14 protein-coding genes are annotated in these 15,353 nt (G+C 69.7%); 11 read left to right on the forward strand and 3 right to left on the reverse strand.

Annotated features, from left to right (window positions below; translation table 11 throughout):
* Window positions 1-145: 145 nt before the first annotated feature.
* The 3 genes from HB724_RS00945 to HB724_RS00955 form a co-directional block, all read right to left on the reverse strand.
* Window positions 146-1,096, reverse strand: coding sequence for a FecR domain-containing protein (locus tag HB724_RS00945; RefSeq protein WP_213979034.1), 951 nt, complete (start codon window positions 1,094-1,096; stop codon window positions 146-148).
* A gap of 33 nt (window positions 1,097-1,129) precedes the next feature.
* Window positions 1,130-1,645: a sigma-70 family RNA polymerase sigma factor gene (locus HB724_RS00950; protein ID WP_213979035.1), complete on the reverse strand. Its 516-nt coding sequence runs from the start codon at window positions 1,643-1,645 to the stop codon at window positions 1,130-1,132.
* A gap of 196 nt (window positions 1,646-1,841) precedes the next feature.
* Window positions 1,842-2,480, reverse strand: a complete 639-nt coding sequence (locus HB724_RS00955) for a M23 family metallopeptidase (RefSeq protein WP_256731228.1) — start codon at window positions 2,478-2,480, stop codon at window positions 1,842-1,844.
* 138 nt (window positions 2,481-2,618) lie between these two features.
* Between HB724_RS00955 and HB724_RS00960 the strand changes: the two genes are divergently transcribed.
* From HB724_RS00960 to HB724_RS01010, 11 genes are read left to right on the forward strand one after another with little or no spacing between them, the layout of a single operon-like run.
* Complete coding sequence (locus HB724_RS00960) at window positions 2,619-3,431, forward strand: aldolase/citrate lyase family protein (protein WP_346344639.1); 813 nt, start codon at window positions 2,619-2,621, stop codon at window positions 3,429-3,431.
* Between the two features lie 6 nt (window positions 3,432-3,437).
* Window positions 3,438-4,268, forward strand: a complete 831-nt coding sequence (locus HB724_RS00965) for an inositol monophosphatase family protein (RefSeq protein ID WP_213979036.1) — start codon at window positions 3,438-3,440, stop codon at window positions 4,266-4,268.
* On the forward strand, window positions 4,265-6,139 hold the full coding sequence (locus HB724_RS00970) for an SLBB domain-containing protein (RefSeq protein ID WP_213979037.1): 1,875 nt from the start codon (window positions 4,265-4,267) through the stop codon (window positions 6,137-6,139). The genes HB724_RS00965 and HB724_RS00970 overlap by 4 nt, the downstream gene beginning before the upstream one ends.
* An 8-nt stretch (window positions 6,140-6,147) precedes the next feature.
* Window positions 6,148-7,254 (forward strand): capsule biosynthesis protein, encoded by a 1,107-nt coding sequence (locus HB724_RS00975; RefSeq protein WP_346344640.1) that lies wholly within the window; start codon window positions 6,148-6,150, stop codon window positions 7,252-7,254.
* Entirely contained in the window at window positions 7,251-8,210 is a 960-nt protein-coding gene (locus tag HB724_RS00980) for a glycosyltransferase (protein WP_213979038.1), read from the forward strand. Before HB724_RS00975 ends, HB724_RS00980 begins: the two co-directional genes overlap by 4 nt.
* Window positions 8,210-9,502, forward strand: coding sequence for a hypothetical protein (locus HB724_RS00985; RefSeq protein WP_213979039.1), 1,293 nt, complete (start codon window positions 8,210-8,212; stop codon window positions 9,500-9,502). The genes HB724_RS00980 and HB724_RS00985 overlap by 1 nt, the downstream gene beginning before the upstream one ends.
* Window positions 9,499-10,509 (forward strand): NAD-dependent epimerase/dehydratase family protein, encoded by a 1,011-nt coding sequence (locus tag HB724_RS00990; protein WP_213979040.1) that lies wholly within the window; start codon window positions 9,499-9,501, stop codon window positions 10,507-10,509. The genes HB724_RS00985 and HB724_RS00990 overlap by 4 nt, the downstream gene beginning before the upstream one ends.
* Complete coding sequence (locus HB724_RS00995) at window positions 10,506-12,326, forward strand: thiamine pyrophosphate-binding protein (RefSeq protein WP_256731229.1); 1,821 nt, start codon at window positions 10,506-10,508, stop codon at window positions 12,324-12,326. The genes HB724_RS00990 and HB724_RS00995 overlap by 4 nt, the downstream gene beginning before the upstream one ends.
* On the forward strand, window positions 12,323-12,733 hold the full coding sequence (locus HB724_RS01000) for a GtrA family protein (protein ID WP_213979042.1): 411 nt from the start codon (window positions 12,323-12,325) through the stop codon (window positions 12,731-12,733). Before HB724_RS00995 ends, HB724_RS01000 begins: the two co-directional genes overlap by 4 nt.
* Before the next feature lie 29 nt (window positions 12,734-12,762).
* A complete protein-coding gene (locus HB724_RS01005; RefSeq protein ID WP_213979043.1) occupies window positions 12,763-13,692 on the forward strand; it encodes a class I SAM-dependent methyltransferase in 930 nt (309 codons plus the stop codon).
* 44 nt (window positions 13,693-13,736) lie between these two features.
* Window positions 13,737-15,314, forward strand: a complete 1,578-nt coding sequence (locus HB724_RS01010) for a glycosyltransferase family 39 protein (RefSeq protein ID WP_218625027.1) — start codon at window positions 13,737-13,739, stop codon at window positions 15,312-15,314.
* Window positions 15,315-15,353 lie beyond the last annotated feature (39 nt).

Consider the following 15,353-nt stretch of genomic DNA (forward strand, 5'->3'; position numbering starts at 1 on the left):
CCCGGGGGGCCCCCGGGGGGGGCCCCCCCCCGGGGCGCCGCCCCCCCCCCCCGCCCCCCCCGCGCGGCGCCCCCCCCCCCCCTCCCCCGCGCCCCCTGCCCACGCGCGGGGCTTGGTGAAGAGGATGAAAGGCAGAGGCCAGGCCCTAATGCGGCGCCGCATCGGTCGGAGCCATCGTCCACCCGTCCTTTCCGCGCACGAAGCGCACGCCCAGCAGCGGCCCGGCGCGCGCGAGCACCTGCTCGGGGGGGCCGGTCAGCACCAGCGTACCCGTGAAATGCAGGCGGTCCGCGGCATCCGAGCCCTGGATCGCCAGCCCGAGATTGCGGCCGAGATCGCGGCCGACCTGCGCCAGCGTGGCGTCGTCATATTGGAGCTGGCCCATCTGCCAGCCGCCGACGCCGTCCGGGCTCGCCTTGCGCACCACCGGCCGGGCGCCGTCGCTCGCGCGCGACAGGCCGGCGCCCGCATCCAGCCGGATCTGCGCCTTGCCCGGCGCATAGATCACCGCGCCCTGCGCCACCGCGACATCGAGCGCGCCGCCGTCGCGGACCACGTTGAACACGGTGCCGGCATCGACCAGCCGCGTGCCGGCCACCGTCACCACGAAGGGATTGCGCGCATCGTGGCGGATCTCGAACAGCGCCTCGCCGGAGACCAGCTCGACCGCGCGCGGCGTGCTTTCGCTGAACGCCACGCGGGTCGCGCCGTTCAGGATCATCCGCGAGCCGTCCGCCAGCGCGATCGTGCGATGCTCGCCCGGCGCCGTCGCGACCTCGCGCACCGGGGATTCGCGATCGAGCACCGCCCAGCCGTCGGCGACGACGACAAGCGCGGCGGCCGCCGTGCCGGCAAAGACCCAGCGGCGGCGCGACGGCGGAGCGGCGATCGGTTCGGCTGCGGGCTGCGGCGCGGAACGGAACAGATCCTCCGTCCAGCGATCGTCCTCCAGCGCGGCTTCATAGGCGGCGAGATGGGCGGGCGCCTGTTCCAGCCACGCGGTGAAGCCATCCCAGTCCGCGAAATGCGGATCCTGGACGCGAATCGCCCAGAGGCGCGCGCGCTCCTCGATCGTCCCGGATTCCTGTGCGGTCATGCCCATTGCACCCCAAGGACGGAGTCGAGCCGTTCATTCCGCATCGAATTTCGCCTTCAGCGCCGCGAGCGCCCGATATGCCTTTTGCAGATCCTTCTCGACCGAACTCAAACTCACCCCCAATTCCCGTGCGATCACCGCCTGACTCTCCCCTTCCAGGCGATAACGGCGAAATACCCGATCGACGCGCGGCCCCAGTTCCGCGAGCAGCGACTCCGCCTCGCGCAGCCGCTCGCGCGCGATCAGGACGCGCTCGCCCAGCGGCGCCTCCTCGGCCGTCTCGCCGCTGTCGTGCCAGTCCTGCTGGCGCCGCTCGCGGCTGACATCGGAGCGGCGCCGGTCGCGCATCAGATTCTCGGCGGCGCGGAACAGATAGGCGACCGGATCGGCAATCGGATGGCCGGGCTGCGCGGCGACGCGCTGCCACAGATCCTGCAGCACATCCTCGGCCTCGACCCCGGCGCCGCGCGCCGCGAGGAAGCGGAGCAGCCGCCCGCGCTCGTTGAGGATCACGCGCTGCAGCCCGTCGATCTGGGGTTCTCCATCCATTGCGCGAGATGATTTCCGTCGCTGTCCTGCAAACGAGGCCGACACGCTCTGCCCAGGAGGCGCATCGACGCCGGGACTCAATTGGCCTGTCCCTCGGGTCCACCATGCACCTAGTCCGCGAGCGGCCGCATTGCCAACCCCTCGCGTGACCGGCGGGTTTCCGCCTGCGCCACGCTGCGGCTCGAAGGAGCGGAACTCAGCGATCGTCCTGCTCCGCCGCCGCACGCGCTTTGGCGAAGGCCGAGAGATGCGGCGCGGCGGGTGCGGGCGGAGGAGACACCTCCTGCCAGGCAGGAGCGGCGCCGAGCTCGCCCAGCGGATCGATGGCATGGCCGTGCGCGCGCACCTCGAAATGGAGGTGGCTGCCGGTAGAGCGCCCGGTCGATCCCATCAGCGCGATCACCTCGCCCTGCTCCACCTGCGTACCGGGCCGCACCAGCATGCGCGACAGATGCGCATAGCGCGTCGCCAGCCCATCGGGATGCGCGATCTCGACCATGTTGCCATAGCCGCCCGCGGTTCCCGCGAAGCGCACCGTGCCGGACTCGGCGGCGCGCACCGGCGCGCCCAGCGGGCCGGGGATGTCGATACCGTCGTGCATCGCCCTTCCCCCATGAAGCGGATCGACGCGGTAGCCGAAGCGCGACGAAAGCCGGGGCAGCGCGACGCTTGCGACATGCCTGACGGGGCGAGGCTCGGCCGGGGCGGGAGTTGCGGCCGACCAGTCCATCATCCGAGCACGAAATGCCGGATCGTCGCCTGCCGGGAGCGTGACCGGGCCTACCGCCGCCAGCAGGAAGGCACAGGGAAACTGGATCGCGAATATGCCCGGCATCTTTGTTACGACGGAGCCGAATCCCGATACCCGCAACGCCGATCCGAAAAAATTTCGCGTGAAAATCGCGTTACGGGTTCCGCCGCCAGGCTCCGTCTCCCCTCCGATCCATAGTTGCGTATCGAGAGGGACCGACCCGTGAACACCACCGAACGCCGCATGCTCGACATGCTGAAAAAGGGCCGCGACGAATATGGCGTGGTCGCCGTGAAGGCCGAATTCGAGGCCGAGGGCACCCGTCCCGACGAATTCCTCCGCCTGCTGCATCTCGCCCGCGCGGCCGACCTGAAGGTGGCGCTCAAGATCGGCGGGTGCGAGGCGGTGTCGGACCTGCTCGCCTCGCGGCTCTACGGCGTCGATCACATCATCGCGCCGATGATCGAAACGCCCTATGCACTGAGCAAATATATCGAGGCCAAGCGCAAGACGCATGGCGAGGACGCCGAGGGCACGCGCTTCCTGTTCAACCTGGAGACCGAGACGGCGCTGCGCAATCTCGACGCGATGCTGCCGCTGGCCCGCGCCGACCTGGACGGCATCGTGTTCGGCCGCGTGGATTTCACCCTGTCGCGCGGGCTACCGCGCGGCGCGATCAACGATCGCCAGATCACCGAGGCAGTGCTGACCGCCGCCCGCGCCTGCGCGGCAGCGGACCTGGAGCTGGTGGTGGGCGGATCGGTCGCAGTCGAGGCGGCTCCCGCGCTGCGCGAGATCCGCGCGGTCCGGCTCGACCGGTTCGAGACGCGCAAGATCGTGTTCGACGGCGCGGCGGCAGAGCTGCCGGACTTCGAGGCGGCGGTGGGCAATGCGGTGGCGTTCGAGCTCGCCTGGCTGGAGAACAAGCGCGCTTATTACTCGGCCATCGCCGATGAGGATCTGGCCCGGCTGCGGATGATGCGCGAGCGCGACGCCAGCGCCGCGCGCAGCCAGATGACCAGCGTCGCCGCCTGAGCCCCGATGTCGCTCCACCAACAGGTTGCCGCGCTGATCCGCGAAGTAGCGGGCACGGTCGTCATGCCGCGCTTCCGCGCGCTCGCCCCGCATGAGATCGCCGAGAAGCGGCCGGGCGAGATCGTCACCCTGGCCGATCGCGAAGCCGAGCTGCGCCTGCGCGACGGGCTCGACGCGCTGGGCCTGGGCGCCCGGATCGTCGGCGAGGAGGCGGTGGAGGACGCCCCCGAATTGCTCGACGATGTCGGCACGGGACTGGTCTGGCTGGTCGATCCGCTGGACGGGACGGCCAATTTCGCCGCCGGACGCGGCCCGTTCGGGCTGATGGTGGCGCTGATTGAAGATGGTGAGCCATTGGCAGGCTGGATGCTGGATCCGGACAGCGGGCGGCTCTGCCATGCCGAGCGCGGAAAGGGCGCGACCTGCGATAGCGTGACGGTTCGCGCCCGGGCATCGGGCAGCCCCCGCCCGATCGCCGCGCTCGGCACACAATTCCTCGCCCCGGAACGCCGGGCGCGGGTCCATGCCCATGCCGCGCGGCGCTTCGACCTGGTGCCGATCCCGCGCTGCGCCGCCGAGAGCTATCCGCGGATCGCGTTCGGGCAGAACGACGTGACCCTGTTCCAGCGCATCCTGCCCTGGGACCATGCGGCCGGCGCGTTGTTCGTGACCGAGGCCGGCGGCGAGGTCCGCCACTGGGACCATCGCCCCTATCGCGTCGGATCGGGCAGCCCGGGCGTGCTCATCGCGGCGACGCCCGATCTTTGGGAGGCCGCCGCCTCCACCCTGCTCGGCATCGGCGCCGGCCTCGTCGAACCGGAAGCAGTCGCCGCATGATCCCTCTTCGTGACCTGTTGCCGGCGCCCCTCGCGGTGGCGCTGGCCCTGGCCCCCTGCCCCGCTTCGGCGCAGTTGATGCCGCCGGTCGGCGGCGCGGCGCAGGCCGGCACCGAGGAGCGCAGCCCCGCCGCGACCCAGACGGCGATCCCCCAGCCCAAGGACAGCCCCAGCTTCCAGCCTGCGGTGATCGACAATTCTCCGGAGGCTCCGGACGATGCGGCCTCTCCCGCAAAGCCGGCCGGCGCAGGCGCGCCGCATATGGCCCCGGCCAACGAGTTCGAAGCCTTTGTGTCGGAAGCCGCCGGAACGCCGGTGCGGCGCTTCGGCGCGGAGCTGCTGACGCCCGGCGCGCGCGATTTCTCCACGCCGCCCACTACGGCGGTGCCCGACGATTACCGGCTGAACCCGGGCGACCAGCTCCAGCTCGGCCTCAGCGGATCGGTCCAGGCGGCGAACCTGCGGCTGACGATCGACAGCGAGGGCCGGATCTTCGTGCCGCGCGTGGGCGGGATCGCCGTGGCGGGGGTGCGCTATGGCGACCTGCACGACGTGCTCGCGCGGCAGATTTCGCGCCAGTATCGGAGCTTCGACCTGCAGGTAACGATCGCGCGGCTGCGCGGCATCACCGTCTATGTCACCGGCTTCGCGAACGGGCCGGGCTCCTATTCGGTCAGCAGCCTTTCGACGCTGGTCAACGCGGTGCTGGCGGCGGGCGGCCCCGCGTCCGGCGGGAGCCTGCGCTCGATCCAGCTGCGGCGCGGCGGCAAGCTGGTCTCCGATTTCGACCTCTACGACCTGCTGCTGAAGGGCGACAAGAGCGGCGATGCCGTGCTCCAGAACGGCGACGTCCTCTATATCGCGCCGGCGGGTCCGCAAGTGGCGGTGGTCGGCGCGATCAACCGCCAGGCGATCTTCGAGGTCGGCGCCGGCGAAACGCTCGAGGACGCGATCCTCTATGCCGGCGGCGTCAGCACCGTCGCCGACAGCAGCCGGCTGCTCGTGCTCGATTCGCTTGGGGCACGCGACGCCGGCTGGCAGCAACTGACCGCCGCCGAGGCGCGCACCCGCCCCGCGCAGCGCGGCGACGTGATCCGCATCCTCTCCAATATCGGCATCGCCCGCCCGCTGGAGCAGCAATCAGCGCTGGTGACGATCAGCGGCGAGGTTGCGAAGCCCGGCCGCTATTATTTCCGTCCCGGTGCGCGGCTGGGCGACGTGATCGCCCAGGCGGGCGGCCTGACGTCCGGCGCCTTTCCCTATGCCAGCGTCATCACCCGCGACAGCGTGCGCCAGCAGCAGCGGGTGAGCTTCGATCGCGCGATCCGCGACATGCAGCTGCAGCTTTCCACCCAGCCGCTGGTCTCCGCCGATCGCGCCCGCGCGGCGCAGATGGGCAATACCCAGTTGATCCAGTCGGTCGTCGCGCAGCTGCGCGAACGCGAGCCCAACGGCCGCCTTGTCTTCGACCTGCCGGTCGGGGCCAAGACGCTGCCCGAGGATCTGGTGCTGGAGAACAACGACACGATCTACATCCCGCCGCAGCCGGTGACCGTCGGCGTGTTCGGCGCGGTGCCGAGCCCGGCATCCTTCGCCTATCGGCCGGGCATGACGATCGGGGAGTTCATCCGCTCCGCCGGCGGCGTCCAGAAGCTGGGCGACAAGAAGGAGATCTTCGTGGTGCGCGCCAACGGCACCGTGCTCGCCAACGGCAAGCAGGTGGTGCGCGAGATCGCGCTTCCGGGCGACCTGATCTTCGTGCCGCTCGATTCCAATCGCGGGGAGTTCTGGGCGCGGCTGCGCGACATCACCACCAGCATGTTCGGCGGCCTGACCGGCGCGGCGACCATCGCCGCGCTCCTCAACAATTGAGCGCCGCCGTGCCGATCGGAACCCGTATCACGAGCCTCTGGCGCGACATGCGCCGCCGCCGGATCGCCTATGCCGTGGCGGCGCTGGTGCTCGCGGTGCTCTGCCTGGTCCCGCGCCCCTATGTCGCCCGCGCCAAGATCGTGCCGCAGGACGCCAGTTCGCTCGGGCTCAGCTCGTCGCTGAACGCGGCGGGCGGCCAGTTGCAGGGCTTCGCGGCGCTGCTGGGCGGTGCGAAGCCGCCGATCGACCTGTACCTGACGATCGGCCGCGGCGGCGAAGTGAGCGATGCGGTGATCGAACGGCTCAAGCTGGTCGGCCCCGGCGGCTATGCGAACCGCGACCGCGCCGCCATGGCGCTGGCGCACAGGATGGACGTGCATTCGCTGACCGGCGGCATATTGGAGATCACCGCGCGGACGCACGATCCGCAGGAAGCGCAGCGGCTGACCGCCGCCTATGTCCAGGCGATCGGCGACCGGATCGGCCTGCTCGGCCGCGATCGGGTGCGGCGCAAGCGCGAGGTGGTGGAGCAGCGCTTCAAGGAAGCCGCGATCCGCGTGGCGAAGGCCGAGGCGACGCTCAGCGATTTCCGCCGCCGCAACAAGCTGGCCGAGCCGGAAGCGCAGCTCGGCTCCGAGCTGACGCTGCGCGCGGGGCTGCAGGCGCAGCTCCAGGCCAAGCTGGTCGAGCTGGAAACGCTCCAGCGCTTTCAGGGCGCCGAGAACCCGCAGCTCCAGTCGGTCCAGTCCGAAGTCGCGTCGCTGCGCGCGCAGATCGGGCAGACCAACGCGCCCGCCGCCGGCAGCGCCGGCCCCAATGTCGCCGGTATCTCCGAAGTGACGGGCGCCTATTTCGACCTCTATCGCGACTATCGCTTCGCCCAGGCGCTGTACGAAGTCTATGCGCGCTCGTCCGAGGAAGTGGCGGTCGACGCGCTCGCCGCCGAGACCGCGTCGGACGTGCAGGTGATCGAGGCGCCCCGGCTCGACGTCGACCGCAAATACAATATCCCGGCGGTCGCGCTGCTGCTGCTCGTCCTGGCGCTCGCCGCCTTCACCGAGATCTACGCACCCGCCACCGGCCTGCGCCTCTCCCGCGAGGATGCCGGCCGGTGAGCGGCCGAGGCGCCCCCGAACTGTCGATCGTCATTCCCTGCTTCAACGAAGCGGAGAATGTTCGTGCGATCTGCAGGGCGGTGGACGCCGAGGCCGCGCAGCATGTGGCGTCGCACGAGATCATCCTGATCGACAATGATTCGACCGACGGCACGCGGGAAATCATCCGGGAGCTGTGTGCCGAGGATCCGCGCATCCGCGCCATCTTCAACAATCGCAATTACGGCCAGATGCGCTCGCCCACTTATGGCATCTACCAGGCGGCGGGGGCCGCAGTGATCGGCATGTGCGCCGACTTCCAGGATCCGCCGGCGATGATCGGTGCATTCGTGCGGCTGTGGCGCGGCGGCGCGCAAGTGGTGCTGGGGCAGCGCCGTTCGGAGGAAGGCGCGGCGTTGCTGGGGCCGGTGCGGCGGCTGGGCTATGGCGTGCTCGGGCGGATCGCCGACTATCCGGTGATCCCCGGCGTGACCGGCTTCGGGCTGTTCGATCGCGCGGTGGTCGATGCGCTCGCCCGGTGGAACGAGCCGGAGCCGTTCTTTCGCGGCATGGTGGTCGAGAGCGGTTTCCGGCTGGCGCTGGTGCCGTTCGACCGGCCTGCGCGGGCGGCGGGCACTACCAAGAACGGCTTCGCCTCGCTCGCTTCGTTCGCGCTTTCCGGGCTGGCGGGATCGGCCAAGTCGCTGCTGCGCGCGCCGATTCCGATTGCGCTGGGCATGGGATTGCTGGCCCTGCCGTTGTTCGCCGCGACGCTCGCCGCGCTGGTGCTGGGCGGTCCCTTCTGGCCGCTGCTGGGGATCACGCTCGCCGTCGCGATGTTCGCTACAGTGATGTTCTTCCTCGGCCTGATCGGCGAGCAGGTCCGCATGATCGCCGAGCGCACGCGCGGCGTGCCATTGGTGCTGGAAAGCGAGCGGATCAATTTCCCGGCGGATCGCGCCGCCCCGCGCCGCTGATGCGCCGCATCCTGCCTTTGGTTCCCGAGGCGCTGCTGGCGCTTGCGGTGCTCGCCAGCGTCGCCTGGACGGCGTGGCAGTTCCACCTGCTCGGCTATCTGCCGCAGCCCTTCGTGTTCGACACCAACGACACGTTCATGGACTGGTTCAACACCGCCTATTGGGCGAACAATCCCGGCACCTATGACGTGTGGCGCAGCATCTATCCGCCGCTGTCCTTCGTGTTCCTCGACGCGTTCAGCCTGCCCGGCTGCTATCTGAACTCGCCCTTCTATGCGCGCGATTGCGACTGGCTGGGGCGGAGCGCGATCCTCGCATTCTACCTGATCGACGTGGCGCTGGTATGGCTGAGTTTCCGCCGCGCCGATCCGCGCACCGCGCCGATGCGGACCCTCGCCTTCGGGCTTGGCCTGCCGCTGCTGTTCACGCTGGAGCGGGGCAACCTGATCCTCCCGGCCTTCGCCTGTTTCGTGCTGGCGCATGGGCCGCTGAACATCGCCCCCTTCTGGCGCCGGGCGGCGACGGCGGCGACGATCAACTTCAAGCCCTATCTGCTGCTGCCCGTGCTCGCGCTGGCGGTGAAGCGCGAATGGCGCGCGCTGGAGCTGGCGGGGATCGCGACGATCCTGCTCTATCTCGTGACGCTCGTGATCGTCGGCGGCGGCACGCCGGGCGAGCTGGCCGCCAACACCGCCAACTGGGTGGTCTTCCAGACCGGGCAGGTGTGGAACGAAGTCCATTATTCGACCAGCTATGCGCCGCTGCTGCTGATCCGCGCGTCGCAGATGCCGGTGCTGAGCTTCATCCCCTCGCGCACGATCGAGACGGTCGAGTTCATCGTGCCGATCGCGATCCGCGCGAGCCAATGCATCGCGCTGCTGGCGCTTGCCGGGGCATGGCTCCAGCCGCGCGCGCTGCCGGCGAACCGGATCGCGGCGATCCTGCTCGGCGCCTATCTCGTGACGCAATCGCCGGGGGGATATACCCAGACCTTCCTGCTGTTCCTGGTGCTGCTGGAGCCGTGGCGGCGGCCGGGACCGATCGTCGCGATCGTCTGCGCCTATCTGCTCTGCCTGGTCGCGGACGATGTGCTCGCGACCGTGCTGGAGGTGCCGGGGGCGAGCTGGCTCAGCGGCCAGCCGGTGACCGCGAGCTTCGGCATCGCGCTCGGCCATTTCGTGCGGCCCGGGCTCATCATCCTGATCGTCTGGGCGCTTGCGATCGACAGCCTGTTGCTGGTGTGGCGCGCCCATGCGGCGCACCGGCCGAGCCTGGCACTGCAACCGGCATGATCTTCGAGGAGGATCTTGCCGCCGTGGACGCGGCGCTCGCCCCGCTCTGGCCGAGGCTGGACGGCGCGCGCATCTTCATGACCGGCGGCACCGGCTTCATCGGCCGCTGGATGCTGGAGGCCCTCGCGCGGGCGCCCATCAGCGCCGAGGTGACGCTGCTCAGCCGCGACCCGCAGGGCTTCGCCGCCCGCGCGCCGCATCTGGCCGCGCGCTTCCGGCTGGTGCGGGGCGACGTGCTGGACTTCACGCCGCCCGGGGGCGATTTCACCCACATCATCCACGCCGCCACCGATGCCAGCGCCGCGCTCAACAAGGGCGACCCGCGCCGGATGTTCGACACCATCCTCCAGGGCACCCGCAACGCGCTGGACCTTGCGGTGGAGCGCGATGCCCGGCTGCTATTCCTGAGCTCGGGCGCGGTCTATGGCGTCCAGCCCTGGGAGATGACGCATGTGCCCGAGGATTGGCACGGCGGCCCCGATCCGCTCGATCCGCGATCGGCCTATGGCGCGGGCAAGCGCGCGACCGAGATGCTCTGCACCATCTACGGCAAGCAGTTCGGGCTGGACGTGGTGGGCGCGCGCATCTTCGCGCTGCTGGGGCCTTTGCTGTCGCTCGACATCCACTTCGCCGCCGGCAACTTCATCCGCGACGCGATGGCCGGGCGCACGATCCGCATCGAGGGCGATGGGCAGGCGGTCCGCTCCTATCTCTATGCCGCCGACCTGACGGTGTGGCTCTGGACGCTGCTGCTGGCGGGCGCGCCGGGCATGGTGTGCAATGTCGGCTCCGAGGAGGCAGTGTCGATCGCCGATCTCGCGCGGCGCACCGCGGCGATCCTGAGCGCGCCCGGCGTCGAGATACTCGGCCTGCCCGATCCCGGCTGGAACCCCGGCCGCTACGTCCCCTCGACCGCGCGGATACGCGAACAACTGGGCGTCGCGCCGACGATCGGCCTCGACGAAGCGATCCGGCGCACGGCGCTATGGAACGGATGGAAACCATGACCAAGATGAAACTCGCCGCCTGGGTGGCGGACCGGCTGGCCGAACGCGGCATTCGCGACGTCTTCATGCTGACCGGCGGGGGCGCGATGCACCTCAACCATGCGCTCGGCACGCATGCCGAACTCACGACCATCTTCACCCATCACGAACAGGCGCTGTCGATGGCGGCGGAAGCCTATTACCGCCTCACCAACCGGCTGGCGGTGGTCAACGTCACCTCCGGCCCCGGCGGGACCAATGCGATCACCGGCGTCTATGGCGCCTGGGTCGATTCGATCGGGATGCTGGTCCTGTCGGGCCAGGTGAAGACCGAGACGACGGTGCGCGCCACCGGGCTCCCCTTGCGCCAATATGGCGACCAGGAGCTCGACATCGAGGAGCTGGTGCGGCCGATCACCAAATATGCCGTGATGGTCACCGATCCGAACACGATCCGCTACCATCTCGAAAAGGCGCTCTACCTCGCCACCAGCGGGCGGCCCGGGCCGGTATGGCTCGACATTCCGCTCGACGTGCAGGCCACGCAGATCGATCCCGATTCCCTGCCCGGCTTCGATCCCGCCGAGCTGGACGAGCCGTGGAAGCGCACCGACCTGCCCGCCACCGCCGCCGCGATCCTCGACAAGCTGCGTGCCGCCGAACGGCCGGTGGTGTTCGCCGGCGGTGGCGTGCGGCTGAGCGGGGCGTATGCCGACTTCCTGAAGCTGATCGAGAAGCTCGGCGTCCCCGTCGTCACCGGCTGGAACGCGCATGACGTGCTGTGGAACGCACACCCGCTCTATGCCGGCCGGCCCGGCACGGTGGGCGACCGCGGCGGCAACATGGTGACGCAGAGCGCCGACCTGCTGATCGTCCTCGGCAGCCGCCTCAACATCCGCCAGGTCAGCTACAACTGGAAGACCTTCGCGCGGGAGGCGTACAAGATCTGGGTCGACATCGATCCCGTCGAGCTGCGCAAGCCGACCGTCGTGCCGGACATGCCGGTGGTGGCCGATCTGGCCGATCTGATCCCTGCTTTGCTCGCCCAGCCTTATGCCGGGCCGAGCGACGGCCAGCTCGAATGGCTCGAATGGGCACGCGAGCGGGTCCGCCAGTTCCCGACGGTGCTGCCCGAATATCGCGACCATGGCCCCGCCAACCACCCCTATGTCGCAATGGATACGCTGTTCCGCGCGCTGGACGAGGACGACATCACCGTCACCGGCAACGGCAGCGCCTGCGTAGTCAGCTTCCAGGCGGCCGAGATCAAGCGCGGCCAGCGCATCTGGACCAACTCCGGCTGCGCGACGATGGGATACGACCTGCCCGCCGCGATCGGCGCCTGCGCCGCGACTTCGGCCAAGCAGCGCGTGATCTGCATCGCCGGCGACGGCAGCATCATGATGAACCTGCAGGAGATGCAGACGATCGCCGGCAACGGCCTGCCGGTGAAGGTCTTCCTGCTCAACAACAACGGCTATGTCTCGATCTTCCAGACGCACCGCAACTTCTTCAACGGCGTGGAAGTGGGCGGCGGGCCGAAGAGCAACGTAACCTTCCCCGATTTCGCCAAGATCGCCGCCGCGTTCGGCTTCGCCTATTTCCGCGCTTCGGGGCATGGCGACCTGTCCGAAGCGATCGAGGGCGCGCTTGTCACCGAGGGGCCGGTGTTCTGCGAGATCATGGTCGACGAGCATGTCGCCTTCGCGCCCAAGCTCAGCGCCAAGGCGCATCCGGACGGCCGCATCACCTCGCCCGCGCTGGAGGATCTATCGCCCTTCCTGCCGCGTGACGTGCTGCGCGCGAACATGCGGATCGATCTGCTGGAGGAGTCATGATCGCCCAATCTGCAAGGCATGGCGGGCGCCCGCTGCGCTTCGCCGCGGCGGGCGCGGCGAATACCGTGTTCGGGCTCGCCATCTATCCGCTGCTGCTGTGGAGCGCGCCCCTGCTCCACACGCACTACTTGGTGGCGCTCGGCATCGCGCAGGCGGTGAGCCTGTGCTTCGCCTTCACCACCTACAAGCTCGGCGTGTTCCGCACGCGCGGCAATATCGCCCGCGAGTTCGGCGCCTTTTCCAGCTTCTACCTGTTCAACTATGCCGCCAACTGGGCAGCGCTGCCGCTGCTCGTGGAGCTGGCGGCGATCCCGCCGGTGCTGGCGCAACTCGGCTTCACCGCCGTCCTGATCGTCGGCAGCTATTTCTGGCACAGCCGGGTGAGCTTCGCCGGGGGCAAGCGATGAGCGGCGGCTTCCGGCGCCGGGAGTGCCCGATGTGCGGGGCTACCGCCGCACGCGAGGAAGTGCATAGCCGCTTCCGCGCCGAGGCGATGACGGTCGCCGCGTTGCGGCCCTATTGGGAGGGGCTGTTCAAGGAGAAGCCGTTCTTCTCCTATCATCGCTGCGCGACCTGTGGCCTGCTCTACGCCCCCTATTTCTTCGACGCAGACGAGTTGGCGTCGCTCTATGCCCGGATGGCGCCCAACATGGAGGTGGTTTCCAGTGACGCCATCGCCGCCACCCAGCGCGGCTATTTCGCTCACGCCGCGGCGCGCGCCGAGCTGAAGGGCGGCTATCTCGAGATCGGACCGGACGTCGGCCATATCGTCGGCGAAGCGGCGCGGAACGGCGATTTCGAGCATTTCTGGCTGTTCGAGCCCAACCGCGCGATCCACCGCGACCTGCTTGACGCCGCCGCCGGCCGCCCGGCCACTTTGCTGCCCGACATGGACGACCTGACGGCGGTGCCCGATGCGTCGATCGGCCTCGCGGTGATGGTCCATGTGCTCGACCACCTGCTCGATCCGCTGGCGATGCTCGAACAGATCCGCGCCAAGCTGCGCCCCGGCGGCACACTGATGATCGTCACGCATAACGAGCGCTCGCTGCTCCGCCGGGTGATGGGCACGCGCTGGCCGCCCTTCTGCCTGCAGCATCCCTTGCTCTACAGTCCGGCGACGATCGGCAGCCTGCTGACGCGCGCCGGCTTCGGCGACATCGCCGTGGAGGCCAGCCGCAACTATTTCCCGCTCGATTTCGTCGCCCGCCAGGCGGCGTGGACGATCGGCATGAAGCCGCCGCGCTGGCTGCCGCTCCCGCGCCGCGCGATCGGGCTGAAACTGGGCAACATGATCACGCTCGCCGGCGTGCCGCGCCAGCCGGCCGCCGCGCGCCGGGCGAAGCGGCTGGAGGCGGTGTCATAATCGCCGCCCTCGCGGCACGCCCCCGCCTCCTCCAGCGCTGCGCGTTGCTCGCGGTACTGCTGCTGGCACTCGGCCTGCGCCTGCACGGCGTGGGCTTCGGGCTGCCCGCGCTCAACGATCCCGATGAACCGCTGTTCGTGATGACCGCGCTCGACATGCTGCGCGATCACAGCCTAAATCCCGGCTGGTTCGGCCATCCGGCGACGACGACGCTCTATTGCCTGGCTGCGATCTTCTACCTGACCGGTGCGATCGGGATCGCCACCGGGCGCTTTGCCGACGCGCACGCCTTTGCCGGCGCGGTCTATGCCGATCCGGGGATCATCTTCCTGCCCGGGCGGCTGTTCATCGTCGCATGTGGCGTCGCCTGCGTGTGGCTCATCTACCGGATCGGCACGCGGATCGGCGACCGGCGGCTGGGGCTGCTCGCGGCCTTCTTCCTCGCGATCAACGCGGTCCATATCGAATATTCGCAGATCATCCGCACCGATGTGCAAGCCAGCGTCTTCATGCTGCTGGGGACGCTGAGCGCCATCGCGATCGCGCAGGACGGGCGGCGGCGCGATTATGTCCTGGCAGGCATCTGCGTAGGGCTGGCCTGCGCGACCAAATGGCCTGCGGCCATGATCCTGGCGAGCCCGCTTTGCGCAGGGCTGATGCGCTGGCGGCACGAGCGCGGCGTGCCGGTCGATCTGGTGCTGCTGGGGCTGGTCTCGGTCGCCACGCTGTTTGTGGCATCGCCCTATCTGCTGCTCGACTATCCGACCGTGCTGCAAGACCTGGTTGGCGAGGCCCGCCCTGTTCATCCCGGCGCGACCGGCGCGGGGTTTCTCGCCAATCTCGCCTGGTATGTCTCGCACCCGCTGCTGCGCTCACTGGGCGCGGGCGGGCTGCTGCTCGCCGCGCTGGGCCTGGCCGGAATGGCGCGCGACACGCGGATCCGCTGGGCGGTCCTGCCGGCCTGCCTCGCCTTCCTCGTGCTGATCTGTTCCCAGGCACTGCTGTGGGAGCGCTGGATCGTGCCGCTGCTGCCCTTCGCGGCACTGGCGATGGCCTATGGGCTGCACATGGCGGCGGGAGCGGTTTCGCGCGTCACCCGCCTTCGCGAAGGTCCGTTCGCATGGGGTGCCGCCCTGCTGCTCGCGATCCCGATGCTGCACGCCACATGGACCAGCGCGGAGGAGCGGCTGCACGACACGCGGCAGATGGCGGCTTCCTGGGTCCGCGCCCATGTGCCGCCCGGCGCGACCATTCTGGTCGAGCATGCCGCGTTCGACCTGTTCCAGGGGCCGTGGCAGTTGCGCTTCCCGATCGGCAGCGCCGGCTGCGTCGATGTCCGCCAGGCGCTCGGCGGCCGCATCCGCTATTCGCGCGTCGAGAAGCTGCGCGCCGGAAGCCCGGTGGTCGATATCGGCTATGTCGCCCCCGCCAGGCTCGCCACCTGCCGCGCCGACTATGCGATCTTCAGCCATTACGACCGCTATGCCGCGGACGGCGCCACATTCGGGCCGCAGCTCGCCCGCTATCGCGCGCTCATGCGCAACGGGGAGGTCCGGGCCAACATCCGTCCGGCCCCCGGCCATTCGAGCGGCCCGGACATCCTCATCATCCGGCTGCGTTAGTCGCCCTGCTCCGCCCCGCCGACCTCGATGCATGGGAGC

Source organism: Sphingomonas sp. dw_22 (assembly GCF_018449795.1).
In the GTDB taxonomy this organism is placed as follows: Bacteria; Pseudomonadota; Alphaproteobacteria; order Sphingomonadales; family Sphingomonadaceae; genus Sphingomonas.

Excerpts from the sequence above, each read along its gene's own strand:
- HB724_RS00945 (WP_213979034.1), bottom strand. The coding sequence starts at position 1,096 with ATGACCGCACAGGAATCCGGGACGATCGAGGAGCGCGCGCGCCTCTGG.
- HB724_RS00950 (WP_213979035.1), bottom strand. The coding sequence starts at position 1,645 with ATGGATGGAGAACCCCAGATCGACGGGCTGCAGCGCGTGATCCTCAAC.
- HB724_RS00955 (WP_256731228.1), bottom strand. The coding sequence starts at position 2,480 with ATGCCGGGCATATTCGCGATCCAGTTTCCCTGTGCCTTCCTGCTGGCG.
- HB724_RS00965 (WP_213979036.1), top strand. The coding sequence starts at position 3,438 with ATGTCGCTCCACCAACAGGTTGCCGCGCTGATCCGCGAAGTAGCGGGC.
- HB724_RS00970 (WP_213979037.1), top strand. The coding sequence starts at position 4,265 with ATGATCCCTCTTCGTGACCTGTTGCCGGCGCCCCTCGCGGTGGCGCTG.
- HB724_RS00985 (WP_213979039.1), top strand. The coding sequence starts at position 8,210 with ATGCGCCGCATCCTGCCTTTGGTTCCCGAGGCGCTGCTGGCGCTTGCG.
- HB724_RS00990 (WP_213979040.1), top strand. The coding sequence starts at position 9,499 with ATGATCTTCGAGGAGGATCTTGCCGCCGTGGACGCGGCGCTCGCCCCG.
- HB724_RS00995 (WP_256731229.1), top strand. The coding sequence starts at position 10,506 with ATGACCAAGATGAAACTCGCCGCCTGGGTGGCGGACCGGCTGGCCGAA.
- HB724_RS01000 (WP_213979042.1), top strand. The coding sequence starts at position 12,323 with ATGATCGCCCAATCTGCAAGGCATGGCGGGCGCCCGCTGCGCTTCGCC.
- HB724_RS01005 (WP_213979043.1), top strand. The coding sequence starts at position 12,763 with ATGTGCGGGGCTACCGCCGCACGCGAGGAAGTGCATAGCCGCTTCCGC.